General features: G+C 64.0%; 24 protein-coding genes. 9 read left to right on the top strand and 15 right to left on the bottom strand.

The window, feature by feature from the left end; all coding sequences use genetic code 11:
• Positions 1-26 precede the first annotated feature (26 nt).
• On the bottom strand, positions 27-2,090 hold the full coding sequence (gene rep / locus DOM33_RS13955) for a DNA helicase Rep (RefSeq protein ID WP_110669971.1): 2,064 nt from the start codon (positions 2,088-2,090) through the stop codon (positions 27-29).
• 130 nt (positions 2,091-2,220) lie between these two features.
• Between rep and DOM33_RS13950 the strand changes: the two genes are divergently transcribed.
• Together DOM33_RS13950 and DOM33_RS13945 are read left to right on the top strand one after the other, a co-directional pair.
• Complete coding sequence (locus tag DOM33_RS13950) at positions 2,221-2,787, top strand: hypothetical protein (protein WP_110669969.1); 567 nt, start codon at positions 2,221-2,223, stop codon at positions 2,785-2,787.
• 87 nt (positions 2,788-2,874) lie between these two features.
• Positions 2,875-3,330 carry a GNAT family N-acetyltransferase gene (locus DOM33_RS13945; RefSeq protein ID WP_110669967.1) on the top strand — a complete coding sequence of 152 codons (456 nt, stop codon included), beginning with the start codon at positions 2,875-2,877 and terminating at the stop codon, positions 3,328-3,330.
• Between the two features lie 143 nt (positions 3,331-3,473).
• Here DOM33_RS13945 and uxuA read toward each other — a convergent pair whose 3' ends face one another.
• The 4 genes from uxuA to DOM33_RS13925 form a co-directional block, all read right to left on the bottom strand.
• Positions 3,474-4,655, bottom strand: a complete 1,182-nt coding sequence (gene uxuA / locus DOM33_RS13940) for a mannonate dehydratase (protein WP_110669965.1) — start codon at positions 4,653-4,655, stop codon at positions 3,474-3,476.
• Positions 4,656-4,740: 85 nt separating this feature from the next.
• Positions 4,741-6,021, bottom strand: a complete 1,281-nt coding sequence (locus tag DOM33_RS13935) for a TRAP transporter large permease (RefSeq protein WP_110669963.1) — start codon at positions 6,019-6,021, stop codon at positions 4,741-4,743.
• Positions 6,021-6,539, bottom strand: a complete 519-nt coding sequence (locus DOM33_RS13930; protein WP_110669962.1) for a TRAP transporter small permease — start codon at positions 6,537-6,539, stop codon at positions 6,021-6,023. The genes DOM33_RS13935 and DOM33_RS13930 overlap by 1 nt, the downstream gene beginning before the upstream one ends.
• A 36-nt stretch (positions 6,540-6,575) precedes the next feature.
• Complete coding sequence (locus DOM33_RS13925; protein WP_239495371.1) at positions 6,576-7,598, bottom strand: TRAP transporter substrate-binding protein; 1,023 nt, start codon at positions 7,596-7,598, stop codon at positions 6,576-6,578.
• Between the two features lie 222 nt (positions 7,599-7,820).
• On the opposite strand from DOM33_RS13925, the gene DOM33_RS13920 reads away from it, so the two are divergent.
• Positions 7,821-8,645: an IclR family transcriptional regulator gene (locus DOM33_RS13920; protein WP_110669959.1), complete on the top strand. Its 825-nt coding sequence runs from the start codon at positions 7,821-7,823 to the stop codon at positions 8,643-8,645.
• On the opposite strand, the gene trmL is transcribed toward DOM33_RS13920, so the two are convergent.
• From trmL to pyrE, 3 genes are all read right to left on the bottom strand, one after another.
• Positions 8,646-9,116, bottom strand: a complete 471-nt coding sequence (gene trmL / locus DOM33_RS13915) for a tRNA (uridine(34)/cytosine(34)/5-carboxymethylaminomethyluridine(34)-2'-O)-methyltransferase TrmL (protein ID WP_110669956.1) — start codon at positions 9,114-9,116, stop codon at positions 8,646-8,648.
• A gap of 160 nt (positions 9,117-9,276) precedes the next feature.
• Positions 9,277-9,831 carry a YfaZ family outer membrane protein gene (locus tag DOM33_RS13910; protein WP_110670323.1) on the bottom strand — a complete coding sequence of 185 codons (555 nt, stop codon included), beginning with the start codon at positions 9,829-9,831 and terminating at the stop codon, positions 9,277-9,279.
• 111 nt (positions 9,832-9,942) lie between these two features.
• Complete coding sequence (gene pyrE, locus DOM33_RS13905) at positions 9,943-10,686, bottom strand: orotate phosphoribosyltransferase (protein WP_420820193.1); 744 nt, start codon at positions 10,684-10,686, stop codon at positions 9,943-9,945.
• A gap of 98 nt (positions 10,687-10,784) precedes the next feature.
• Between pyrE and DOM33_RS13900 the strand changes: the two genes are divergently transcribed.
• Entirely contained in the window at positions 10,785-11,552 is a 768-nt protein-coding gene (locus DOM33_RS13900; protein ID WP_110669953.1) for an exodeoxyribonuclease III, read from the top strand.
• A 110-nt stretch (positions 11,553-11,662) separates the two neighbouring features.
• Here DOM33_RS13900 and rph read toward each other — a convergent pair whose 3' ends face one another.
• Positions 11,663-12,385: a ribonuclease PH gene (rph, locus tag DOM33_RS13895; RefSeq protein ID WP_204352687.1), complete on the bottom strand. Its 723-nt coding sequence runs from the start codon at positions 12,383-12,385 to the stop codon at positions 11,663-11,665.
• 145 nt (positions 12,386-12,530) lie between these two features.
• On the opposite strand from rph, the gene DOM33_RS13890 reads away from it, so the two are divergent.
• Together DOM33_RS13890 and DOM33_RS13885 are read left to right on the top strand one after the other, a co-directional pair.
• Positions 12,531-13,394, top strand: coding sequence for a YicC/YloC family endoribonuclease (locus DOM33_RS13890; RefSeq protein WP_239495370.1), 864 nt, complete (start codon positions 12,531-12,533; stop codon positions 13,392-13,394).
• Positions 13,395-13,924: 530 nt separating this feature from the next.
• Complete coding sequence (locus DOM33_RS13885; protein ID WP_204352686.1) at positions 13,925-15,238, top strand: MFS transporter; 1,314 nt, start codon at positions 13,925-13,927, stop codon at positions 15,236-15,238.
• Positions 15,239-15,257: 19 nt separating this feature from the next.
• Here DOM33_RS13885 and DOM33_RS13880 read toward each other — a convergent pair whose 3' ends face one another.
• Positions 15,258-16,205, bottom strand: a complete 948-nt coding sequence (locus tag DOM33_RS13880) for a LysR family transcriptional regulator (protein WP_110669947.1) — start codon at positions 16,203-16,205, stop codon at positions 15,258-15,260.
• A 74-nt stretch (positions 16,206-16,279) separates the two neighbouring features.
• On the opposite strand from DOM33_RS13880, the gene DOM33_RS13875 reads away from it, so the two are divergent.
• From DOM33_RS13875 to DOM33_RS16295, 3 genes are read left to right on the top strand one after another with little or no spacing between them, the layout of a single operon-like run.
• Positions 16,280-17,173: an SDR family NAD(P)-dependent oxidoreductase gene (locus DOM33_RS13875; protein ID WP_110669945.1), complete on the top strand. Its 894-nt coding sequence runs from the start codon at positions 16,280-16,282 to the stop codon at positions 17,171-17,173.
• A complete protein-coding gene (locus tag DOM33_RS16480) occupies positions 17,170-17,523 on the top strand; it encodes an SMP-30/gluconolactonase/LRE family protein (RefSeq protein WP_204352684.1) in 354 nt (117 codons plus the stop codon). Before DOM33_RS13875 ends, DOM33_RS16480 begins: the two co-directional genes overlap by 4 nt.
• The gene (locus DOM33_RS16295; protein WP_275425802.1) at positions 17,430-18,026 is read left to right on the top strand and encodes an SMP-30/gluconolactonase/LRE family protein; all 597 of its coding nucleotides are present in this window, start codon (positions 17,430-17,432) and stop codon (positions 18,024-18,026) included. Before DOM33_RS16480 ends, DOM33_RS16295 begins: the two co-directional genes overlap by 94 nt.
• 231 nt (positions 18,027-18,257) lie before the next feature.
• Here the strand turns inward: DOM33_RS16295 and DOM33_RS13865 are convergent, their stop codons facing one another.
• The 5 genes from DOM33_RS13865 to DOM33_RS13850 all read right to left on the bottom strand — a co-directional run bounded on the left by DOM33_RS13865 (position 18,258) and on the right by DOM33_RS13850 (position 23,923).
• On the bottom strand, positions 18,258-19,922 hold the full coding sequence (locus DOM33_RS13865; protein ID WP_110669943.1) for a methyl-accepting chemotaxis protein: 1,665 nt from the start codon (positions 19,920-19,922) through the stop codon (positions 18,258-18,260).
• Between the two features lie 358 nt (positions 19,923-20,280).
• Positions 20,281-20,469, bottom strand: a complete 189-nt coding sequence (locus DOM33_RS16210; RefSeq protein ID WP_162617981.1) for a hypothetical protein — start codon at positions 20,467-20,469, stop codon at positions 20,281-20,283.
• A gap of 428 nt (positions 20,470-20,897) precedes the next feature.
• The gene (locus DOM33_RS13860) at positions 20,898-21,509 is read right to left on the bottom strand and encodes a Yip1 family protein (RefSeq protein ID WP_110669941.1); all 612 of its coding nucleotides are present in this window, start codon (positions 21,507-21,509) and stop codon (positions 20,898-20,900) included.
• A 631-nt stretch (positions 21,510-22,140) separates the two neighbouring features.
• Positions 22,141-22,944 carry a nucleotidyl transferase AbiEii/AbiGii toxin family protein gene (locus DOM33_RS13855; RefSeq protein ID WP_110669939.1) on the bottom strand — a complete coding sequence of 268 codons (804 nt, stop codon included), beginning with the start codon at positions 22,942-22,944 and terminating at the stop codon, positions 22,141-22,143.
• Positions 22,907-23,923 (bottom strand): type IV toxin-antitoxin system AbiEi family antitoxin, encoded by a 1,017-nt coding sequence (locus DOM33_RS13850; RefSeq protein ID WP_110669937.1) that lies wholly within the window; start codon positions 23,921-23,923, stop codon positions 22,907-22,909. Before DOM33_RS13850 ends, DOM33_RS13855 begins: the two co-directional genes overlap by 38 nt.
• Between the last annotated feature and the right edge of the window lie 3 nt (positions 23,924-23,926).

Below are 23,926 nucleotides of genomic sequence, written 5' to 3'. Positions count from 1 at the left end.
GTGGCCGCCGGCGCCAAGTGGAATCGCTACCCCAGCAGCGAGCGCAACCCGGCAATCGCGCTCTGGCCGCGCTCCTGTTTCTTCTCCGGGTTCTCCTTGTCGGCACGGCCTTCCCACTCGAGGTCGTCCGGCGGGAGTTCGTCGAGAAAGCGGCTCGGGGTGCAGTCGAGCAGCTCGCCGTAGGTCTTGCGCTGGCGCGCGAGCGTCAGGGTCAGCGTGCGCCGGGCGCGGGTGATGCCGACGTAGGCCAGGCGTCGCTCCTCCTCGATGGTGCCGGATTCGATGGCGTTGCGGTGCGGCAGCAGCTCCTCCTCCAGCCCCATGAGGTAGACGTGGGGAAACTCGAGGCCCTTGGAGGCGTGCATGGTGAGCAGCTGCACGCGGTCGGAGTCGTCCTCCTCGGCCTGCTGCTCGAGAATGTCCCGCAGCACCAGCCGCGAAATCGCCGCCTGCACGTCGTCGGTCTCCTCGCTCGCCTCACCGTCTTCGTCGTCGCGGTGCATCGACTTCTCGAGCTGGTCGATCAGCGTCCAGACGTTGGCCATGCGCCGCTCGGCGATGGTCGGGGCGCTGGCGTTCTGATAGAGCCAGGCTTCGTAGTCCATGTCGCGCAGCATCTCGCGGATCGCGCTGATGGCGTCGCCCTGATCCATGCGCTTGCGTACGCCGTCGATGAAGTGGGCGAATCGTCCGAGACGCTCGACGGCGCGGCTCGGCAGCACCTGCTCCAGCCCCATCTCACCGCAGGCGGCGAACATCGAGCCCTGGCTGTTACCGGAGCGTCGCTCGCTGGCGTAGTTCGCCAGTTTTTCCAGCGTGCCCGGCCCGATCTCTCGCCGCGGCACATTGACGATTCGCAGGAAGGCGTTGTCGTCGTCCGGGTTGATCAGCAGACGCAGATAGGCCATCGCGTCCTTGATCTCGTTGCGCGAGAAGAACGAGGTGCCGCCGGAAAGCTTGTAGGGAATCTGATGATGCTGAAGCTTGAGCTCCAGCAGCCGCGCCTGGAAGTTGCCGCGGTAGAGCACGGCGAAGTCCCGCCACTCGGCACGTTCCTTGATCCGACGGGTGAGAATCTCGCCGGCGACGCGCTCCGCCTCGGCCTCCTCGTGACGATTGACGATCACGCGGATCGGATCGCCCTGGCCCATGTCCGACCAGAGCGTCTTCTCGTAGACGTGGGGATTGTTCGCGATCAGCGTGTTGGCGGCGCGCAGAATGGTGCCGGTGGAGCGGTAGTTCTGCTCGAGCTTGATCACGTTCAGCCGCGGGAAGTCTTCGCCGAGGGTGACCAGGTTCTCCGGTCGCGCCCCGCGCCAGGCATAGATCGACTGGTCATCGTCGCCGACCACGGTAAAGGTGGCGCGCTCGGCCATCAGCATCTTCACCAGCTCGTACTGGCTGACGTTGGTGTCCTGATACTCGTCCACCAGCATGTAGTGGATGCGCTTTCGCCAGCGGGCCAAAGCGTCCGGATCGGTCTTCAACAGCACCACCGGCAGCATGATCAGATCGTCGAAATCGACCGCGTTGTACGCCTTGAGATGGCGGTTGTACGCCTCATAGATACGCGCGGCGTACTGCTGATCCTCGTTTTCGGCGTGGGAGAGCGCCGGCCCCGGCAGCACCAGGTCGTTCTTCCACTGGGAGATCTGGCTCTGCACCGCATTGATCTGCTCGGCGTCGGTATCGGCTTCCTTCTGCATCAGATCCCGCAGCAGCGCCTTGGCGTCTTCCGGGTCGAAGAGCGAGAACCCGGGGCGAAAGCCGAGCGCCTTCAGCTCGCGGCGGATGATGTTGAGCCCCAGGTTGTGGAAGGTCGACACCGTCAGACCGTGACCCTCGCGCCCCTGAAGCATCTGTCCCACGCGCTCCTTCATTTCGCGCGCCGCCTTGTTGGTGAAGGTGACGGCGGCGATCTTGCGCGCGCTCATCCCGCACTCCTGCACCAGATAGGCGATCTTGGTGGTGATCACGCTGGTCTTGCCGGAGCCGGCGCCCGCCAGCACCAGACAGGAGCCGTCGATGTAGCGCACCGCCTCCTGCTGGCGCGGGTTGAGCTTGGCGACACGTTGGCGAATATCGGACATGGGGAACCTGAAGAGAGGCACGGTGAGCCCGCGCTATGATACAGGTTGTGGTTGGCGAAGATCAGGCCACTCGGTCCTGGCGCGACGACTTCTTTTGCGCGTTCGCGGGCGCGAACACAGGGAGCTTTTCATGCGACATCTCATCTCACGCCGCCAGCGCTGGGCGCTCGGCACACTCGTAAGCCTTTGGCTGGCCACGTCGCCGGCCTGGGCGACGTGTCAGCCCAATGCCGTCGATTACGATCTCCCGACGCAGCGTCTCGATCAGGCACTGCAGCAGTTCGCACACCGCAGCGGCTGCTTCGTCGAGGTGACGCAGGCAGCGCTCGCGGGGCAGCAGGCATCGCCGACCAAGGGGCGTTTCGTACCGACCACCGCCATCATCCATCTCGTCCAAGGGACGGGGTTGGAGGTCCATCTCGACGGCGATCACTATCGCGTCGATCACTCGGACCGGGAGGCGATGTTCGCCCGGATCGACGCACTGACCGACGAGATCGCGTCGGCGCGTGCCCAAGGCGCCCTCGATGCCGCCAGGGCGAACGCGCTATCGGCCCAGCTCGACGTCGTCACCACCCAGATGCCGGCGCTGATCGCCCAGCAGGGCTTTTTGAGCGCCGCCGAGAAGGCGAGCTATACGCGGCTGTTCGCCTGGGTCGAGACGCAGTTGACGCCAGAATCGCCGCCAGATGCCTGACGTCGGCCATGTCCATGGCGGGACACGCTCAGGGCCTTCAATCCCTCAATTCTTCAACCCCTCACTAAGACGACGAGATTACGTAACATGCACATCATTCGAGACGATCTTCGCGGCCCCGACATCGCTGCGCTACTGCAGGCGCACCTGGACGACTTCGCCCCACACTCGCCGCCGGAGAGCCGCCACGCGCTGGACCTCGAGGCGCTTCGCCAGCCGGATGTCTACTTCTATACCGTGTGGGAAGACGACGACCTGCTCGGCTGCGGGGCGTTCAAGCGCCTGGATGCGCGTCATGCCGAGATCAAGTCGATGCGAACCGACTCGCGCCACCTGCGCCGCGGCGTAGCCCGGGCGCTACTCACCCACCTGATCGACGAAGCCCGTGCAGCCGGATTCGAGCGCCTGAGCCTGGAGACCGGCTCAGTGGCGCACTTCGCCCCGGCACGCCAGCTCTACGCCGCCTTCGGCTTCGAGACCTGCGGCCCGTTCGGTGACTACGTCGAAGACCCGTACAGCGTCTTCATGACGCGCTCGCTCTAGCGCCGACCGCGACAACGCGCCCGCGCGGTGCCCGTACCGCGTCGGTTGGCTCACGCCTTCCCCGCCACTCGAACGAACGCCGCCCCTCNNGAGGGGCGGCGTTCGACATTCGCATCAGGGGTCGCGCCTAGGCAGCGCGGGGATCAGTAGCGCTTGGCGTAACGCAGGGCCTGCTCCACCCCGCGAAGCTCCGCCAGCCCCTTGAGTCGGCCGATGGCGGGGTAGCCCGGCGTCGACGCCTTGTGGTTGTCGTCGAGCACTTTCTGGCCGTGATCGGGGCGCATCGGCAGCGCGCGATGGTCGCCCGCCTGGCGTCGGCGGCTCTCGATGGTGAGCAGCTGATCGACGACACCCACCATGTCGATGTTGCCGGCCAGATGGTCGTCCTCGAAGAAGCTGATGCCGTCTTCCAGCGTCTTGGTCGCCCGCAGGTGGGTGAAGTAGATCCGGTCGGCGAAGCGCTCGATCATCCGTGGCAGATCGTTGTCGAGCCGCGAACCGTAGCTGCCGGTGCAGAAGGTGAGCCCGTTGGCGGGGCTCTCCACCGCGGCGAGTATCCACGCCGCATCCTCTTCGGTGGAGACGATCCGCGGCAGCCCGCAGAGCGAGAACGGCGGGTCGTCGGGATGGATCGCCAGGCGCACGCCACACGCTTCGGCCACGGGCACGATTCGCTCCAGCAGGTGCAGAAAGTGCTGGCGGAAGGTCTCGCGGCTCATTCCGGCGTAACGCTGGATGTGGCGCTTGAACTCCTCGAGCGAGTAGCTGCCCTCGTTGGCGGGCATGCCGGCGACCAGGTTGTGGACCAGGTGCTCGACCTGCGCGTCGCTCATCGTCCGGTAGCGCTTTTCCGCCCGTTCGCGCTGCTCGTCGGTGTAGTCGGCGGCGGCGTCGGGACGCTCGACGATGAACAGATCGAAGGCGCAGTAGTCGACGAAGTCGAACAGCAGCGCCTTGCTGCCGCTGGGCCGCTCGTATTCGAGCTCCGTGCGCGTCCAGTTGAGCACCGGCATGAAGTTGTAGCAGACGGTATCGATACCGCAGGCGGCGAGGTTGCGAATCGTCTGGGCGAAGTTGTCGATGTACTTGGCCGCGTCGCCCTCGTTGAGCTTGATGTCCTCGTGCACCGAAATGCTCTCCACGACCGACCAGGTCAGGCCGTGGGATTCGATCATCGCCTTGCGCTCTTCGATCGCCGCCACCGGCCATACCTCGCCGATGGGCATCTCGTGCAGCGCGCTCACGATCCCCGTGGCCCCCGTCTGACGCACGTCGTCGAGAGAGATCGGGTCATTCGGGCCGAACCAGCGCCAGGTGTGTTCCATCGAGTACTCCATGTGATTGTCGGTGAGGGTCTTCAGAACGATTGTTGTCGTGACGAGGGCTTTCAGGTCCCGCGTCTTCGCTCGCTCATTCGCCCATGATCAGGTTGGGCAGCCAAAGCGACAGGAACGGCAGGTAGGTCACCAGCAGCAGGACGCAGAGATTGCAGATGAGGAACGGGATGATCGCCCGCACCACCTCCATGACCGGCACCTTGCTGATGCTGGAGGCGACGAACAGGCAGATCCCCATCGGCGGCGTGGTCAGCCCGATCATCAGGTTGAGCACGGCGATGATGCCGAAATGCACCGGATCGACATCGACCCCCACCGCAATGGCGAGCAGCGTCGGGAAGAGGATCACCAGCGCGGCGATGGTCTCCATGAACGTCCCCACGATCAGCAGCAGCACGTTCAGGATCAGCAGAATCAGGAACTTGTTCTCGGTGATCGACAGGATGTAGCTCGCGATCGCCTGCGGAATCCGCTCGCTGGTCAGCACCCAGCCGAACAGGTTGGAGACCCCGATCAGCAGCATCAGCGACGCCGAAAGCTTGGCGGCATCGAAGATGAGTTCGACGATGCTCTTAGGCGTGAGCCCCTTGTAGACGAACAACCCCACCACCAGCGCGTAGAGCACCGCCACCATCGACGCCTCGGTCGGCGTGAAGACGCCGCCGGTGATCCCGAACAGAATGATGAAGGTCAAAAGAATCGCCCAGAGCGCGCTCTTGAAGTCGTGAAACAGCTTGGGAAAGCCGACCCAGCCGTGACGCGGATAGCCCTTCTTGAGCGCGATCAGATAGCAGGTGAGCATCATCCCGGCGGCCAGCAGCAGCCCGGGAATGGCACCGGCGAGGAACATCCGACCGATGGAGATGCCCGTCAGCGAGCCGGCGATGATCATCGGCAGGCTGGGCGGAATGATCGGCCCGATGGTGGAAGAAGCGGCCGTGACCGCAGCGGCGAACGGCTTGTCGTAGCCGTTGCGCGCCATGCCCGGAATCATCACCGAGCCGATGCTGGCCGTGTCGGCGACCGCCGTGCCCGAGATGCCGCCGAAAATGAGCGAACCGCCGACGTTGGCAAACCCCAGTCCGCCGCGAATGTTGCCGAACAGCGAGTTGCTGAAGTCGATGATGCGTCGGGTGATGTCGCCCCCGTTCATCAGCCCGCCGGCGAGAATGAACCCCGGCAGCGTCAGCAGCACGAACGAATCCATCCCGGAAAATACCTTCTGGGGTACGACCGCCATCGGCACGCCCGCCATGAAGATATAGAAGGCCGAAGAGAGGCCCAGGCAGACGATGATGGGCGCCCCGAGCACCAGCAGCCCGAAGAAGATGGCGAACAGACCGAGCGTTTCCATCAGTGGTTCTCCGAGTCGAGTAGCAGCAGACCTTCGCGAAACGCCTGCCTGAGCGCATGGAACGCGAGACTGCCGAGCAGCACGAACAGCGCGAAGTAGACGTACTTCATCGGCATGCCGAGCGCCGGCGAGCGCTGGAAGCTGCCGATCTGCATGAGCGCCGGCACGGTCACCAGCGTGGCGAGCGACGCGACGCCGGTGAGGGCCGACATGATCAAGCGATGGATCGCCTGTCCTCGCGGCCCCAGCCGGTGCTGGTAGAGATCGAGCGAGATGATGTCGCCGTCTCGCCAGGCGAGACCGATGGCCGAGGCCACCAGATAGATGAAGCAGTAGCGGGAGACCTCTTCCGTCCACGCCGGCGTACTCGGCAGCAGAAAACGGGAGAAGACCTGCAGAAAGACGGCCGCCGCGATGGCGACGAAGCAGGCGATACTGACCGCTTTCAATGCCCCGTCGATCAGCGCCAGGGCCTTTCGCGCCCCGGCGACCCACCGGCTGCTTGCTGAGGTCTCCATGGCTTTTCTACCTCCGTGGTTGGCGGGCGCCGTGCGTCATTCCTGCTCGAGCATCTTGTGGTAGAGCGTCAGCGTGTCGCCGCTCAGGTTCGCCTCGACCGCCTCGCGGGCACGCTCGCTGAACGCTTGCTGGTCGACTTCGACGAACTCCATGCCGCGCTCCTGCAGGCTGTCCCGGAGCCGTTCCTCGTCCTCGACGAAGAGCTCCTGATAGGTCTCGTGCATGTTGTCGGCGGCCTCGCGCACGACCGCCTGAAGGTCGTCGGGCATGCTCTCGAGCTTGCGCTTGCCGATCACCACGTAGATCCAACTGCGCACGTGGTCGGTCACGTTGACGTAGTCCTGAACCTCGTAGAGGCTCGCGCTCTCGATCAGACTCAGCGGGTTCTCCTGCCCTTCGATCGTGCCCTGCTGCAGCGCGGAGAACATCTCGCCGAAGGCCATCGGGGTCGGCTTGGCACCCAGCGCCTGCCACACCTTGATATGCAGCGGCACGTCCGGAAGCCGCAGGATGATGCCGTTGAGATCGTCGGGCGTTCTGATCGGGCGGTTGGAGGTGAGCTCTCGCGGGCCGCGCTCGAACCAGGTCAGCGGTACGAGTCCCACCTCGCTTTCGATCTGCGCTTCGATTTCCTGGCCGATCTCGCCGGTGGCGATCTGCTCGAGTCTCTCCGAGCTGTCGATGGCGTAGGGCACGCCGAGCAGCGCTGCCTTGGGCGCCCCCCAGTTCTGCAGCGGCTCACCGGTGATCGTCATGTCCGCGGTACCCAGCTGGATACTGCTGACCATCTCGCTTTCGCTGCCCAGCTGCTCGCTGGGGAATATCTGGACGTCTATCTGCCCGTCGGAGCGCGACTCCACCTCTTCTTCGAAGGCGAGCGCGGCCTGGTTGTAGATGTGGTTCTCGTTGGCGAGATGCCCGAACTTCAGCGTGTAGTCCGCCGCGTTCGCCGTCAGCGGCAAGGCGGCGAACGACGCCGCGGCAAGCCATCCGGCCAGGGCGAGCTTCCTCGACCCGCCGTCGACTCTCTTCATCGCCTCCCGATCGATCCTTCTCATCGAACCCCTCCGCGCCTTTCGTTTGTTAATGACAAACTATATTCTCTAATGACAAATACAGTCTTGAGCCTGGGCATTTTTCGATCAATGCTCCGTTAGGCAAATAGACGAAGGGCTAAGGCGGTCATCGAGACGCGAAGTGAGATCGTGACCCAGGAGCACCGGTCGGAGGCCGTGCCGTCGTCAGCACGGTCGGCCAACCGGAAAGGAAAGGAGAGTGACGTGAAAGCACCCAACGAACCGAAAGGCTCGTCACAGGGCTCGGCCATGCCCAGCGTCGACAAGGCGCTCCGCGCCCTGCTGACGCTGGCCAACGCGGGGCCGGCCGGGCTCTCGCTCAACGAGCTGTCGGCCACGCTCGACATCAACAAGAGCAGCCTGCACGTGACGCTGTCGGCCCTGAAGTTCCGCGGCTTCATCACGCAGCGAAGCGATACCGGGTTCTACGGGCTGGGCAGCTCGATCCATACGCTCTATCAGAGCTATATCGACAACCTGGACATCATCGGCGTGCTGCGCCCCGCGGTGCGACAGCTGTCGGTCGCCCTCAACGAGGTCTGCCACGTCTCGATTCTGGATGACCAGGAGATCCTCTATCTGGAGCGCATCGAATCGCGCAAACCGATCCAGGCCGGCACCAGCGTGGGGATGCGGATACCGGCCACCAATACCGCCATGGGGCGGATCATGCTGGCGCATCGGTATCGCGAGTTCTCGGAATTCGAGGCGAAGTTCGGGGAAGGATATCGCCAGCCCTGCGCGAACGCGCCGGACTCGCTCGAGGGCGTCTGGGCACGAGTCTGCGAAGCGCGAGACGCCGGCTACGGGCTGGACATGGAAGAGAACGTGCCCGGCGTGGTCGCCATCAGCATCGCCATCCTGGATCACTCGGGGCCGGTGGCGGCGGTCAGCGTTGCGACCCTCGCCAACGAGACCACCCGCGAAGAACTGCTGGGCTATGAGCCGCTGCTGCGGGAAGCGCTCGCCGGCGTCATACCCTCGCCCTACTGGCTCTCTCGGCCGACGACGCGCCCCTCAGAGTCGTAGTCAGACATCCACCGCCCCGGCGAAGTCGAGCTGGCGCCATGCCTCGTAGACGATCAGCGCGCAGGCGTTCGACAGGTTGAGGCTGCGGCTGTCGGCAAGCATCGGGATGCGCAGGCGCTGACCGGGCGGCAGCGCCTCGAGCATCGATTGCGGCAGCCCACGGGTTTCGGGACCGAAGACGAGGGCGTCGCCTTCGCGGTAGTGCACGTGGCTGTAGCCGTGGCGGCCGCGGGTGGAGACGGCGAAGACGCGCTCGGGGCCAACGGTCTCCAGAAAGGCGGCCCAGTTGGCGTGAACCTGGACCCGCGCCCACTCGTGGTAGTCGAGCCCGGCACGCCGCAGGCGCTTGTCGTCGAGCTCGAACGCCATCGGCTCGATGATGTGCAGGCGAAAACCGGTATTGGCGCAGAGCCGGATGATATTGCCGGTATTGGGCGGGATCTCGGGTTCGAATAGAACGACGTCGAGCATGGTGATTGCTCTCGCGTGGGGGAGGTTCTTCGCATCATACGAAATCGGCGCCACTCTCTACACAACCCTGAAGCTGGCTGCGTAGAAGAGTGACGCCGATCTCGGTGTTCTCGGGCGCCACGATGTCGCGTCCGAGCGGTCTAGCGGGGTCCGGCGCGGTTTAGAAACCGACGCTGACGCCCAGTACCGGACCGCTATCGAGCGTGTGGCTGCCTTCGCCCTCGAAGTCGGAACGCATGTAGCGATAGCCGCCGTAGACGTAGGTCTGCGACAGCAGGCTCACGCGGGCCTGAGCGCCGTACTCGTAGCTCTTGTCGAGATCGCCGTTGCTCAGGCCTTCCGGCGTGTAGAAGCCGTAGCCACCGATCGAGGTGAGCGGAATGGGCGTGTCGACGAAGGCCGAACCGCCGAGACCGAGACCGCCGCCGTTACCGTAGTGCGTGTCCTGGTACTGATAGCGGCCGCCCACGGCGAGGTCGATGCCCGGCAGCCACGGCGAGAACATCAGCGAACCGGAGTACGCCTTGGCATTGTGGCCGCCGTCGTTGGTATCGAGATAGCCGATGCCGGCGCGAAAACCGGGGAAAATCGTCTGGCTCGCTTCGGCACCGAAAGAGTCGTCACCGCCATTGGCGGACACGCTGAGCGCCATCGCCTGCTGACTGGCGAAAAGGAAGCTGGCAGTGGCGAGGGCAAAACCCCAACGCTTGATCATGAACTGTCTCCAGAAAATCGCGCCGTTGCGCATTGGACTTCGGCGTCGAGGATGACATAATTCATGCGATTATCAAACAGCGTTTCTAAATGATTTGTAACGCCCCGTCGTTCAGCCCTCGGCTCGCACGCCGTAGCGGTCCCGATACGCCCGGATGGCGTCGGCGTGACGGGCAACGTCACCCATCCCGTCGTTACCGGCGGGGCGCGCTTCGAGATAGGCGAGCATCTGATCGAGGTTGACGATGCTGACCACCGGCATCGCATGGCGCGCCTCGACGGCCTGAATCGCGCTATGCGGCTCGAGGCCGTCGCCCTTGGGGGCGCGCTCCTGGCGGTCGAGCGCGATCACCACTCCGGCGGCGCGGGCACCGGCGCCGGCGATGATCTGCATCACCTCGTTGATGGCGGTACCGGCGGTAATGACGTCGTCGATGATCAGCACATCGCCTGCAAGCTCGGCGCCGACGATGTTGCCGCCCTCGCCGTGGGCCTTGGCTTCCTTGCGATTGAACGCGAAGGGAATGTCGCGATCGTGGTGGTCGGCCAGCGCAATGGCCGTGCTCGCGGCAAGAGAAATACCCTTGTAAGCTGGACCGAACAGAACATCGGCCTCGATCCCGCTGGCGACAATGGCGCGGGCGTAGAAGCGGCCCAATCGAGCGAGAGCACGGCCGGAACGAAAGAGCCCGGCGTTGAAGAAGTAGGGACTGACCCGGCCGGATTTGAGCGTGAATTCGCCGAAACGCAGGGCGCCTTCGGCAATGGCGAATTCGATGAATTCCTGCTGATAGGGCTGGACTTCCACGCTCACTCGACTCCTCTCTCGGCCTCCGGCATTTCTAGCGCCGGCCATTGTCTGGACACATCGACGCCCCCATCTAGGGGCGTTCTCTTTTACCTAAATCGTCAAAGCTCGGGTATCATACACGCGCGACAAAGAAGGAACACGGTATGAAAATCGCCAGCATCAACGTCAACGGGATACGCGACGCCGTCGAGCGGGGCTTTCTCGACTGGCTGGCCGAACAGGATGCTGACGTCGTCTGCGTGCAGAACCTGAAGGCCAAGAGCTTCGAGCTAGACGACAGCATTCTCTACCCGGAAGGCTACGAAGGTTACTTTCTGGATGCCGAGCAGGACGATTTCTCCGGTGTCGGCCTCTACTGTCGCAAGATCCCCAAGGCGATCATGTACGGGCTCGGTTTCGAGCAGTGCGATCACGAGGGTCGCTTTCTCCAGGCCGATTACGACCGCTTCAGCATCGCCACCTTCCTGATGCCCGATGGCGACGACCCCGACGCCAAGCAGACGTTCATGACCCAGTATCTGGAGTACTTGAACAAGATGGCGCGCAAGCGTCGCGAGTACATCATCTGCGGCACCTGGCACATCGCGCACAAGACGCTGGATCTGGCCAACTGGACCGACAATCAGGCAACGCCCGGCTTCAAGCCCGACGAGCGCGCCTGGATGGATCAGGTCTTCGGCCCCATCGGCTTCATCGACACCTTCCGCGAGATCGACCGCGACGCCGGCCAGTACACCTGGTGGCCGAAGCTCGATCAGGAAGTGCCGCGGGCTCGTCAGGAAGGCTGGCGTCTCGACTATCAGGTGGTCGGCCCCAACTTCCGCCGTAACGTGAAGAATGCCTGGATCGACACCGACGCCACCTTCAGCGAGTTCGCCCCGTTGATCGTCGAGTACGACCTCGAGCTCTGAGCGCGCCCGCCCGGTTCGATCGCGCGACTGCCGCACAGCAAAACGCCCCGCTCAGCGGGGCGTTTTGCGTTGGGGCGCTCGAATCGCCCACTCTTGCGCAAACGCTAGGCTCAGCGGCGCACGCCCAGCGCCTCACGCTGCTTGTCGAACAGCGCGTTGCAGCCCGTCTCCGCCAGATCCAGCATCACGTTGAGCTCGGCGCGCGAGAACGCCTCGGCTTCCGCCGTGCCCTGAATCTCGATCAGCTTGCCGTCCTCGGTCATCACCACGTTCATGTCGGTGTCGGCGGCGCTGTCTTCCGGGTAGTCCAGATCCAGCACCGGCGTTCCCTTGTAGACGCCCACCGACACCGAGCTGACCAGCTGCCGGAAGGGATCGGACTTGATCATCTTCTTGCGCTGCATGGTCTGCAGGGCTTCGATCAGCGCCACGCAGGCCCCGGTGATCGACGCCGTGCGGGTGCCGCCGTCGGCCTGGATCACGTCGCAGTCGACGGTGATGGTGTACTCGCCGAGCTTCTTGAGATCCACCGCCGCCCGCAGGCTGCGTCCGATCAAGCGCTGAATCTCCAGCGTCCGCCCGCTCTGCTTGCCGCGCGTCGCTTCGCGCCCGCCACGGGTATGCGTCGCGCGCGGCAGCATGCCGTACTCCGCCGTGATCCAGCCCTGATTCTTGCCCCGCAGCCAGCGCGGCACGCCAGCCTCGACGCTGGCATTACACAGCACCTGGGTGTCGCCGAAAGTCACCAGCACCGAGCCCTCGGCATGGCGGGTAAAACCGCGGGTCAGCGTGACCTCGCGGGGCTGGTCGGGATTTCGTCCACTCGGGCGCATGTGAGCCTCTCGCAACAGATGACGGTTGATAACGAGCCGCCATTCTACCGATCTCGCGGCCGAATTCACGGCTCGCCCTCGCCATCGCCCCGCTCATCGATGCGCTACACTCGCGCCATCGGATCGCCGACCTCGAGGAACTCCCGTGCCCTACAGCATGACCGCCTTCTCCCGCCAGACGCAGGATGCCGACTGGGGCAGCCTTGCGCTCGAGCTGCGCTCGGTGAACCAGCGCTATCTGGAACCGCACTTTCGCCTGCCCGACGCCCTGCGCGATCTCGAACCCGTCTATCGCGAAGCGCTGCGTCAGCGTTTCTCCCGCGGCAAGATCGAGTGCACCCTGCGCTTCGAGCCCGCCGAGGCCGGCGCTGCCCCCGAGATCAACGACGCCCGGCTCGAAGCGCTCTCCCAGGCGCTCGGCCGGGTGCGTGACAAGCTCCCCGACGCCGCCATGCCCAACGCCCTCGAACTGCTCGCCCATCCCGGCGTGATGGCCACCGAGCGGCTGAACATCGAACGCGTCAAAGCCACCGCCCGCGAGCTCTTCGACGCCGCACTCAGCGATCTGGAGAACGGCCGCGGCCGGGAGGGCGAACGACTCGCCGCGCTAATCCGCGAGCGGCTCGACGGCATCCGCGAACAGATCGCCATCGTCCGCCAGCACCTGCCGACGATCCTCGAGCGCCAGCGCGCCCAGCTGCTCGAGCGTCTCGAAACCGCCCGCACCGAGCTCGACCCACAGCGCCTGGAGGCCGAAATGGTGCTACTGGCACACAAGGCCGACGTTGCCGAAGAGCTCGACCGCCTCGAGACTCACGTCACCGAGGTCGAACGCCAGCTCGGGCAAAAGGGCCCCGTCGGACGGCGCCTCGACTTCCTGATGCAGGAGCTCAACCGCGAGGCCAACACCCTCTCCTCCAAGGCCATCGTCGCCGATACCACCCGCTGCGCCGTCGAGCTCAAGGTGCTGATCGAGCAGATGCGCGAGCAGATTCAGAATATCGAGTAGTCCGTCCGCGACCCTCCTTCCTTCCGATCCATCCCACGCGTCGGGCGGTATTGCCTGCCAGCGAATGCCGCTCGCTTCCGGTGTGGTCCGGTCTCTGCCCGGCATTCGCTCTGCCGCGGGCCGGCTGACCGGACTGCGCCGAAGCGTCTCAGCGATCGAGCGATACCAGTAGAGACATTCGGCCATTCGATGGCCTCATGACAAAACCTTGCGGTAACGCGCCATCTCTCGAAATTCCACTCACGATTTGGCGTATTTTTTAATGCCGCCTATTGAAAAAGCGTTAAAGCCGATTATCGTTGAGCAGGGGCGAAATTCGTCTTGAATCACGGTGAATCTTTATAACCAATCCCCACAAAAGCGCTTTCACCTCTAAACTCGTCTTCTCGTTTAAAAAAGCCAAAAAGTCCGCACAAGATCATTGTAAAACTTCCTTCTCCTCCCTAGGCCATCCGGACTTCAACGCCCCAGGGCGCCTACCGAGCCAGTTACAACCCGACCGACAGCTATTGGGTGTGGTGCACTTCGACTTGGATCACGTATTGATCGCTTTAAAAACTAACAACGCCATGAGCGTGGAAGTCGATATAACACCAATTACTTTCAAAAAAGCGGATTATAAGACAACAATGAAAGGGCCTGCTTCGAGTCAGAGTGACAGTTCACGCAATACTTACGTACTCACGCTTTTTACTGCGATAACGAATATCGGCGACGGCGTTTTGAAAGTCGCGCTCCCCGTCATCGCCACGACCCTCACACAGTCTCCCATGCTCGTGTCGTTGGTCGCCATGTCGATGACGCTGCCCTGGCTATTGGCGGCGCTGCATGTGGGCGTGTTGGTCGACCGGGCGGATCGCCGGCGCCTTCTATGGGCCGCCAGCATCGTCCGGCTTGGCATTCTCACCGGCCTGACGCTCGCCACACTCTATGGCCAGCTAGGGCTGGGAGTGCTGTTGGTCGGCGGCCTGTCGCTTGGCATGACAGACGTTCTCGCACAGCTTTCGGCCTCGGCGCTGGTACCGGATGCGGTGGACGAAGGAGACCGAGAGCAGACCAATGCCTGGATGACGGGCGCCGAAACGGTCTGCAACGAGTTCGTGGGGCCGCTGATCGGGGGCGCCCTGATCGCTATCGGCACGATCTACGCGCTGACGGTGGGGCTGGGCAGCTACGCCGGTGCTGGCCTGGTTCTCTGCCTGCTAGCCGGTATCGCGAGTCTCAATCCCCGTCGGCCAGCGAGTCAGACATCGGCCCATCAGCAAATCGCCGAAGGCATCACTTACTTGTGGCAAAACCAGGTGCTACGCCTGATGGCCCTGACGCTGCCGATCATGTCGGCGAGCTGGGCCGCCTGGTTTGCCCTGATGCCCCTCTACGCCAGTCAAGTCATGGCGATCGATGCGAGCACCTACGGTTTCATGGTCAGCGCGCTCGGCGTTGGCGGCATCATGGGCGCCATGCTGGCCAGACCGTTGAATCGTCTGTTGGGCCGCAAGCCAGTGATGCTGCTCGACATCGTCGGCACCATTCTGCTCGTCGGTGTCCCGTCGATCAGCTCCCAGCTCTGGCTGATTGCCTTGGGCGCCTTTCTCGGCGGTCTGGGCGGTACGCTGTGGGCCGTCAACTCTCGCACCATCAGCCAGCAGCTGGTCCCTTCCCCGCTGTTGGGTCGTTACAGCTCGGCGGCGCGACTGCTTCAGTGGGGCGCCATGCCGCTTGGCTCTCTGCTCGCGGGCGGGCTGGCCGAGTCTTTCTCCATCCAGTTTGCCCTCGGCATCTTCGCGGCCCTGTCGTGCTTGCTGATCGTTCCTTTCTGGAAGCTCTTCCGCCATCGCGAATGACGATAACCGGCCGGTCCGACTACAGGCCGCCTCGACTGGCGCCTGCCGCCAGCTCCACGAACGCCGCGGCGGCGGGAGAAGACGCGCGGGATGATGACGCCAACGTCGCCAGGCAGAGCGGAAACGCCGCCGCCGGCTCGGCGATGGGCCGGTAGACGATACGATCCTGCCTGAAGGTCTGCATGCTTGCGGGCACGATCGCCACCCCGGCGCCCACGGCGACCAGGGAGAGCACGGCGTGCATGCCGTGCGCCTCCTGCACGACTCGGGGAACGAAGCCTGCGTTGGCGCAGAGCCGCACGACCTGCAGATGAAACCCGCGCCCCTCGACCATCGGCCAGAGAATGAACGGCTCGTCGGCGAGGTCGGCAACGGCCAGCTCGCCGGCTTCCGCCAGCGGGTGATCTTTCGCCAGCGCGATACAGAGTCGATCGTCGTCGAAGTCGGAAAGCGTTAGCCCCGCGGCGTCGGCGACCGGCGGAATGACGACGCCGACATCCAGCGCGCCCTCTTCCAGATCCGCCAGCTGCGCCGCAGTGGTCGCCTCGCGAAGCTCGAGATCGACGTTCGGCTTGGCGGCGCGAAAGGCGCGAATCGTTTCCGGCAGCCGGCCGTAGAGCGCGCTGCCGACGTAGCCCAGCCGCACGCGCCCCAGACGGCCCGCGGCCGTATCGCGCGCCGCCTGAATGGCGACATCTGCCTGGCGCAGCGTCTCTCGGGCCTCCCCCAGAAAGGCCTCGCCGGCCGCCGTCAGGCCGAGCAGGCGCTTATCGCCCCGTTCCAGCAGCGGGACGCCGAGATCCGCCTCGAGCCTGCGCATCGCTACGGTCAGCGGCGGCTGCGACATGCCCAGCCGCGCCGCTGCGCGATGAAAATGCAGCGCCTCCGCGACCGCCACGAACTGCTCCATCTTGCGCAGATCGATCATGCCCCGCCCCTGGGCAACCGTGCTTGATACTTCCGCCATATCAAACCTGCTTTCAAACGATATTGGAGCTATCACTGTGCGTCTTTCATTCTCCCAACTCAAAGGAGGATGCCATGACCGATCAGCTACATTTCGAGGGACAGACCGTTCTCATCACGGGGGCCGGGCGCGGCCTGGGTTTCGCCTACGCCCGGGAGGTCGGTCGGCTCGGCGCGACCGTGCTGCTGCACGACGTGGGCGCCGGTGCCGACGGCGACGGCACCGACCCCGCCATCGCCGCCGCCGCGGCCCGCCAGCTCCATGAGGAGGGCATCGACGCCCGGGCTTTTCACGCGCCCATCGAGACCCGCGAGCAGTGCCACGCGCTGGTGGAGGCGTGCCTGGGCGTGCACGGCCGTCTGGACGCCTTCATCCACAACGCAGGCTGGGTGGCCTACGCGCGAATCGAGCAGATTCAGGATGACGCGTTCGACCACGCCATGGCGGTGATGGCGAAGGCCCCGCTATGGATCGCCCAGGCCGCCTGGCCGAGCATGCGCGAGGCCGGCTACGGGCGCGTCGTCCTGACGACGTCGTGCCGGGCACTTTTCCCGCAGTACGTCCATCAGGGGCTCGCTGCCTACGCCGCCGCCAAGATGGCCGCCGTCGGCGTCGTCAACGTGCTCGCCGCCGAGGGCGCGGCGCACGGCATCGTCGTCAACGCGGTGTCGCCGGTGGCGAAGACGCGCATGTGGGGCATCGACGGCGAACCGACGGAGCTGAGGCCCGCCGACGTCGCGCCGGGGGTCGCCTTTCTCGCCTCGTCTCGCTGCCGGGAAGGCGGCTGGATTCTACGGGCGGCGAACGGCCAGTTCCACGCCACGCGCGCCGTCGAGGCCAGCGGCGTCGACTACCCGCGGGATCTCAACGCCGTGCGCGCAGGCCGTCTGGAAGCGGTCGCCGAGCGCTGGGGGGACATCGCGCTGGCGACGCGAGAGGCACGCCAAACGAGCGAGGCGCGGTCATGAACGTCGTCTCGCCGGCGGTTACCGTCGCCGTCCACACGGATGCCCTCATCGGCGAGAGCCCGGTCTGGTCCGCGCGTCTCGGCCAGCTAATGTGGATCGACATTCTAGGCCGGCACCTACACCGCTACGACCCTGCGAGCGGGCGCAGTGACAGCATTGCCACCCCGGCGCCCATCGGCCTGCTGGCCGAGAGCCCTTCGGGTCAGATCACTCTTAGCAGGGGGGTGAGCTGGCTCGCCGTCGCGCCGACGGCGAGATCGAGACCCTCGCCCGCGTCCCGCACGCGAGCCCGGCCTTTCGTTTCAACGACGGGCGGTACGACCGCCAGGGGCGGCTCTGGACCGGCCTGATGAACACGCAGGGAGAGAAAGGCACCGGCCGGCTCTATCGTTTCGACCCGGACGGCACCTGGCACCTGGCCGATGACGGCTTCGACCTGCCCAACGGCCTGGCGTGGAGCGCGGATGGACGGATTTTCTACTTCACCGACTCGCACCGGGGCGAGATCCACGCCTACGACGTCGATACGCGATCCGGCAGCATCAGCCATCGCCGGGTCTTCTGTCGCATCGACCCGGAGCTGGGCAAGCCCGACGGCCTGACGCGAGATGCACACGGTCATCTGCTCAGCCCGCTGTTCGACGGCGCGGCAATCGCCCGAATCGCCTCCGATGGGGCGCTCGAGCGCCTGATTCGCCTGCCCGTCCCGCGGCCGACCCACTGTGCGTTTCTCGGTGACGGCAAGACGCTGGTCGTCACCACGGCACGCTTCGGGCTGACGCCAAGGCAGCTGTCGGCAGCGCCCGAGTCCGGTTCCCTGCTCGCGCTGGATTACCCAGCGGCGCTGCGGTAGCACGCTTCGGGACGTTTATCGGCTCGCAGGGCGAAGCACACCCATCGCCGCACGCATCGCCGCGACTCGTTTTCGCCCAGAGAGCCGATGAATACCCAGAGAACCGACGAACGGCCGGGCTTGCCGAAGTACCTCGCCCCGGAAGGGCGAGCTGACGGCGCGGCAAATGGCGGCAAAAAAATGCCCCGCAAGAGCGGGGCGAATGGGATATCGAAATCGCTTGGGCTGGGATCAGAACGTCGTCCACTCCTCCTCGGACGCGACGACGGGTTGGCGGGTCGGTGCAAGCTCGCGCACCGCCGGCTTCGCGGCCGTCCTGGGCGCTTGCGCCCGAGCGTCGTACTCGGAGGCCACTTGGAACGTCGAGACCAGCTCCGAAAGATGCTTGGCCTGACTCTCGAGCGATGCCGAGGCCGAGCTCGTCTGCTGCACGAGAGACGCGTTCTGCTGGGTCACGCTGTCCATCTCCGTGACCGCCGTGTTCACCTGGCCGATGGCGCTGTGCTGCTCTCGCGTCGCGGCCGCGATCTCGCTCATCAGTGTCGCCACCGTACCCACCGACTCGACGATCTCTTTCATCGTGTGGCCATTGCGCTCTGCCTGCGTCGCGCCGCTCGTGATGTGCTCCGCCGTGCGAGACACCGTCTCCCTCACCCTTTTCGCGGCTTCCGCGCTGCGGCTCGCCAGCGATCGCACTTCCGTCGCCACGACGGCGAAACCGCGTCCCGACTCGCCGGCCCGGGCGGCTTCGACCGAGGCGTTCAACGCCAGGATGTTCGTCTGGAAGGCGATGGAATCGATGACGCCGACCAGCTCGTTGATCTCCTTCGAACTCTCGGAGATCGTCCGCATCAGCTCGATCGTTCTCTCGACGTCCTGATTGCCGTTGGTCGCCTTCTGCGCCGCCTCGGTCGACAGCCGCCGCGCCTCGTCGGAAGAGTCGGCGTTCTGGCGCACCGTCGAGGTGATCTCCTCCATGCTGGCTGCCGTCTCTTGCAGCGCCGCGGCCTGCTCCTCGGTACGCGAAGAGAGATCCTGACTGCCCTCCGCGATCTCGTTGGCACCCGCATAGACGCTGGCGCTACTGGCGCGTAGCGAGCTGACCAGCTCGCTCAGCTTGTCCTGCATGGTCTTCAAGGTGGTCAGCAGCTTGGCAACCTCGTCGCGCCCCTTCGGCTCGATTCGCGACGTCAGGTCCCCTTCCGCCACGCGCTGCGCGACGCGCACCGCCTCTTCCAACGGGCGGGCGATGCTTCGGGTGATGAGCACGGCGAGCACCACTGCCAGCGCCAGCGCGGCGGCGGCCGACACGAGCAGCGCCACGAGCGAGCTTTGATACTCCCGGTCCACGGTGAGTATGGACTCACTCACCCTCGCCGAGACGGCCTCGTCGATGCGCTGCGCCGCATTCTCGAGCCGATAGATGGCCGGCTTGTATTCGCCGAACGCCTCGTTGGCTGTCGCCGTCGCCGTGAGCTGGCCGTTGGCGATGCGCTGATAGACCGCCGCATAGCCCGCCTCGTAGCCCTCAAGCGCCTTGCCCGCTTCTTCGTAGAGCGCATCGATGGCATCCGTACGAGAGATGACTTCGCCCGCGGCCAGCGTCTCGGTCAGTGATTCGTAGGCGTTCTGCCAGCGATCGCGATACGACGCGACGGCCTCCCTGTCGCCGATATTGATGAAGGTGTCTTTCTCGTAGCGGCGCAGCTCGAGCCCTTGGCGCTGAACCGCTGCCGCGTTGAACCCCAGGGCGACATCTTCCTCGAGCGCCACGTGCGCCGTGTGTTGAATCGCATTGAGCCCGATGACACCCGCGGCGAGCGTGCCCAGCAGCAGCAGGGAGACGATGGCGAAGGCGACGCCGAGGCGAGTGCCAATCTTGAATTTTGAGAGCATGTTACGGACCATTTCGGTGGATTTGGACGTAACATCGGCGAAAGCTAAAATTAATTAAGCATCATGGGAGATAAACGCATCACCCGCGATGCGGTTTTCGGCCACGCCGCGCTCACCAGGGGCACGCATGAAAAACCCCGGCCATGAGGCCGGGGCAAAACATCGGTCAACCGAGTCGATCGCCTGACGCCGGGCGGACTACCGGCCGGCCTCAGCGCACCCGCTCGCTTTTCATCTGCACCCGCTCGCTGTTCACAAGCACCCGCTCACTGCCCATCAGCACACGCCTGACGCCGGACGATGCCCTGCTGCCGCCTGCCCTCGACGGGCCGATGAAAGAAAGACGTCTGAGAGGCATTCACCCGAAGATCAGGTAGAGCAGGCCCAGGCTCAGCGTGCCGACGGCCCCGAATGCGCCGCCGTAGGCGACGCCCAGGCACAGGCTGGGCAGCACGCCCCGCTCCTTCTCCAGGTGATAAGCCACCGCACGAAACACGAACAAGAGCGATGAGAGCGACATTACGACGATCGCTGTATGCCAGACCATGTACCGTCCCCTGATTGTTGTGTTGTCGAAAGCCACCGCTCGGATGGCCCAGGTTCCCTTCTACGGCGGCGAGGCGTTTTCCGATTCACTCCCGTTCCCTGGTGGCGAACGTCGCCGCGATGCCCCTACCCTCCACGAAAATGACCTAAGTTAAAATGTTGACATCAACCGTTGCCGTGGCACGCGCGCGGCGGTTCCGCCGGATCGCTCGAGCGCAGGGCGCAGGGCGCAGGGCGCAGGGCGCGCACAGGGAAAGATGAAGCAAAGAAAAGCCCCGGCGAAGCGGGGCAAGAATCGGTATGGAAGCGGAGCCAGAACCGATAGGGAACCGGGGCAAGAACGGGTAAGCGGGTCGCGCTGGATCATTCGACGCTGGGTTTCTTTCGACCACCGCCTCAGGGAACGATGACGTCGACCGACGCGTGACGCTAGCCGGCGACCAGATTCGCGCCGTAGCCGCCGATGAAGATCGTGATCGCCAGCAGCGCCTCGAGCACCAGCACCCCGACTGCCAACCAGGCACCCGCCGCGCGCAAACCCGCCTGCCGATCGATGCCCAGAAAATGGGGCAGCCCGATGATCACTAGATAGGCCGTGTAGGCAAGGCCAATACCCAGGGCAAGCACGCAGAGCCACACCAGCGGATACAGCGTGACGATGCCGCTGAGAAATAGCGGCGTTGCCATGTGCCCCGCGAACACGGTGCAGCGCTGCAGGCTGGGCCGGGACTCGAATCGAGCGGCCAGCCAGTGGATGACAAATCCCATGAGATAGACCGCGCCGAGAATCAGCGCGTAGAAGAGCGCAGCCAGTACCAGCGCCATGCCGGCGCTCAGCTGCACACGCATGTCCTGCCCCTCGACCGACTCGCCAAAGTGCCAGCCCACGAACGTGGTGCCGATCAGCGAGCAGAGCACGGGAATGGCCGCGAGAATCGCCACGTGGGAGCCGAAGAGCTGAATGACGTTCTCATCCTCTCCGCGGATCTTCTGCCATTCGCGCTTCGGGTGCGCCATCAACCCCCAAACGTGATGGATCATTACAACACTCCTTAACCCCTGCGGGCGTCATTCCTAGGGTCCGAATTCGACTTCAAAGCGCTGCGCGCACGACCGGCGCCAGCTCTCGCAATTCTTAACTTTAGTTAAATTCTGCGGTTTTGCCCGCGCGTCTACCTCGCTCTACCGACCGGATCATCCGTCGATACGCACGCCGCGCTCGGCGGGATTCACGCGTCGTCTAGCCACGCAGAGTCTCGCCGTCAGGCAAGCGCCGAGATGGCCGGTTTCGCGGTCGAGTCACCCGGCGCGCAGACGAGTCAGAGTCGTTCCGAGCGCCCGGATTGCCGCGCCCGGGCATATCGTCGTGGCGCTGGTTGAAGGCGAGCTGATGGTGAAGGCGTGGGTGCGGCGCGGGCAGTACGAGATGCTCTCACCTGGGTGCTTCCGGGGTGGGCTCGATCTACCGCCACACGTGGAACGCGGCTCGGTTTGGATGATCGATGCTATAGCCACTCCGATGGGGCTAGGCTTCAAAGAACGCCCAATAAGGTAGGATTTGCGCGCAGGAAGGGTTCCAGACTTAGCCTCTCACCGCTACGGTCATTCTCACTCTGTTTCTTCTCGTGCGGAGAAGCCTTTTTTGAAGAGTTCAAGCCATCGGTGGTGCTCGTCAGCCGAGTTCGAACTCCCTTGACTCATCTCTCTCCAGGCGCTCTAGATCGCGTTTATCGAGTTGATCGTTAAGTAGGCAACTAACGTAGCGGTGAGTCACAGCCGAGGCCAACGAAGCGGCCCTTTGCCCCAGCAGTTGCATGGCTACCAAGGTGTGATTCCACTCGTTGTCTTCCATCGCTCCTGACCACTCCGGGCTCCAGAAGGTATCGCCGTCCTGATCCTGCAGATGATAGGACCCTAGGATGAAGCTGATATCGGAAGCGTCCTTGGTTCGTTTGTTCGGCGCCCTCTCGCTCCAGGCTATAAGCTTGAGGAGAATCTGGCTTTCCAAGTTGGCCACTTTGAATTCGATATCCGGCCGCGATTCATACCTCACCAGGTAAGCGGTCCGGCAGGCTTCATCGAAGCCCATGACGGACATGACGATTTGGCCATCCGGGGGCCATTGAATGGCGTCATCTTCAGTCGCCAGGCCACCGAACGGCACGATGTCCACGGTATCGCCTCCCGGCGAATGCAGGCGATGCTGCTGTCGCTCTGGTTCATAGCCTTTCGCGATCAGGGCTTCGTGCGTTTGATGGAACTCTTCCCACCCTGCCACGTACACCGCGAAGTCGATGTCCGCGGTCGCCCGCTGGGGCTTGGCCCCGAAATGGTGCGTCAGCACGATGTCGCGCGCTTTGGCACCGATCAAGACGTAATCGATGGCAAGCGAGGCCGCAATTTCGTTCATGTCTCCCACCGTATCGAGAACGCTGTCCTCAATCGGCGTCGAAATCGTCAGCGAGGTAGCGCTCATCGATCATCCTTGCTGTCTCGGCGTTGCGTGGGTCGGCGGTATTAATCAGGTCGGCGTATGCAAGAAGTGGCGATACGTACCCGCGTTCTCTTTCTTCATCGCTCCAGAACTTTTCCAGTAGGCGCACGTTGGGCTGATGGCCGGGAGGGGCTTTACGTAATCGATAACGTCGCATGACTTCGCCATAGCGGGCCCTTGGAAGATAAAGTGTTGCGACCTCCGGTTGCAGATAGTGGCTGTAAAACTTGCCCGCGATCTCTCCCCCCCACGCGCCTTGGTAATCAACTACCTCTGAGTCACCCCACCACTCATTACTCTCGCACCAGAATTCTCCAATCGTAAGCTTTGGCGCCAAGGTTTCACCATAAGCGGCCACCCACCGATCCATTAGCCGTCGCTCGTGCGTCAGTACTCGACGCTTGTCGCGGTTGATTGATACGAACCCCCCGTTCTTCAACGAATGCATCACGTTGTTGACGGTGCCGTGTGCTACATCGCACTTAGCCGCGATCGTTCTCAAGGATTCGCCCGTTAAACCTGGCTTCATGAGCAGGTTATAGACCACCACCAGGCCCTTACGCTGGAAAGCTCCTGAGGCCGGCTTCTGATCGCTATTTTCTAGCAATAGCGCCGGGCGAGGATTGCCACGAATGTGAACTTTCAAGCCGGATCGATCGATGTAAGCATTGCCGGCCGCATCGATGTATTGAACACCCTGGGCCCGTAGCTTCTTGCCAGTTCCATTCGTCACGTAATCGGTGACCAGCAGATAGTCGGAAGACTTACTCATCTGCCTAAGAATCTTTCCTGTGAGAAACGGTGACCACTTTTTCACAGTCGCCTCGAAACAGTGCTCATCGATTTTCACTCTGAACGTCCCCTCCGGGTCGTCCACGCTAGTGTTGCGAATGTCCAGGTCGGTCTCACCACGCACCGCTTCGACCGCGACCTCCATGATCATCCACTCGTCTTGATACATAGC

It is taken from the genome of Salinicola halophilus (assembly GCF_003206155.1).
Classification (GTDB): domain Bacteria; phylum Pseudomonadota; class Gammaproteobacteria; order Pseudomonadales; family Halomonadaceae; genus Salinicola; species Salinicola halophilus.
Note: the sequence above shows the minus strand (reverse complement) of the source record. Positions and strands in the feature narration are given on the sequence as shown.

Bases quoted from the DNA above. Each gene is read 5' to 3' on its own strand.
- rep (WP_110669971.1), bottom strand. From the start codon at position 2,090: ATGTCCGATATTCGCCAACGTGTCGCCAAGCTCAACCCGCGCCAGCAG.
- DOM33_RS13950 (WP_110669969.1), top strand. From the start codon at position 2,221: ATGCGACATCTCATCTCACGCCGCCAGCGCTGGGCGCTCGGCACACTC.
- DOM33_RS13945 (WP_110669967.1), top strand. From the start codon at position 2,875: ATGCACATCATTCGAGACGATCTTCGCGGCCCCGACATCGCTGCGCTA.
- uxuA (WP_110669965.1), bottom strand. From the start codon at position 4,655: ATGGAACACACCTGGCGCTGGTTCGGCCCGAATGACCCGATCTCTCTC.
- DOM33_RS13935 (WP_110669963.1), bottom strand. From the start codon at position 6,021: ATGGAAACGCTCGGTCTGTTCGCCATCTTCTTCGGGCTGCTGGTGCTC.
- DOM33_RS13930 (WP_110669962.1), bottom strand. From the start codon at position 6,539: ATGGAGACCTCAGCAAGCAGCCGGTGGGTCGCCGGGGCGCGAAAGGCC.
- DOM33_RS13925 (WP_239495371.1), bottom strand. From the start codon at position 7,598: ATGAGAAGGATCGATCGGGAGGCGATGAAGAGAGTCGACGGCGGGTCG.
- trmL (WP_110669956.1), bottom strand. From the start codon at position 9,116: ATGCTCGACGTCGTTCTATTCGAACCCGAGATCCCGCCCAATACCGGC.
- DOM33_RS13910 (WP_110670323.1), bottom strand. From the start codon at position 9,831: ATGATCAAGCGTTGGGGTTTTGCCCTCGCCACTGCCAGCTTCCTTTTC.
- pyrE (WP_420820193.1), bottom strand. From the start codon at position 10,686: ATGGCCGGCGCTAGAAATGCCGGAGGCCGAGAGAGGAGTCGAGTGAGC.
- DOM33_RS13900 (WP_110669953.1), top strand. From the start codon at position 10,785: ATGAAAATCGCCAGCATCAACGTCAACGGGATACGCGACGCCGTCGAG.
- rph (WP_204352687.1), bottom strand. From the start codon at position 12,385: ATGCGCCCGAGTGGACGAAATCCCGACCAGCCCCGCGAGGTCACGCTG.
- DOM33_RS13880 (WP_110669947.1), bottom strand. From the start codon at position 16,205: ATGGCGGAAGTATCAAGCACGGTTGCCCAGGGGCGGGGCATGATCGAT.
- DOM33_RS13875 (WP_110669945.1), top strand. From the start codon at position 16,280: ATGACCGATCAGCTACATTTCGAGGGACAGACCGTTCTCATCACGGGG.
- DOM33_RS16480 (WP_204352684.1), top strand. From the start codon at position 17,170: ATGAACGTCGTCTCGCCGGCGGTTACCGTCGCCGTCCACACGGATGCC.
- DOM33_RS13865 (WP_110669943.1), bottom strand. From the start codon at position 19,922: ATGCTCTCAAAATTCAAGATTGGCACTCGCCTCGGCGTCGCCTTCGCC.
- DOM33_RS16210 (WP_162617981.1), bottom strand. From the start codon at position 20,469: ATGGTCTGGCATACAGCGATCGTCGTAATGTCGCTCTCATCGCTCTTG.
- DOM33_RS13860 (WP_110669941.1), bottom strand. From the start codon at position 21,509: ATGATCCATCACGTTTGGGGGTTGATGGCGCACCCGAAGCGCGAATGG.
- DOM33_RS13855 (WP_110669939.1), bottom strand. From the start codon at position 22,944: ATGAGCGCTACCTCGCTGACGATTTCGACGCCGATTGAGGACAGCGTT.
- DOM33_RS13850 (WP_110669937.1), bottom strand. From the start codon at position 23,923: ATGTATCAAGACGAGTGGATGATCATGGAGGTCGCGGTCGAAGCGGTG.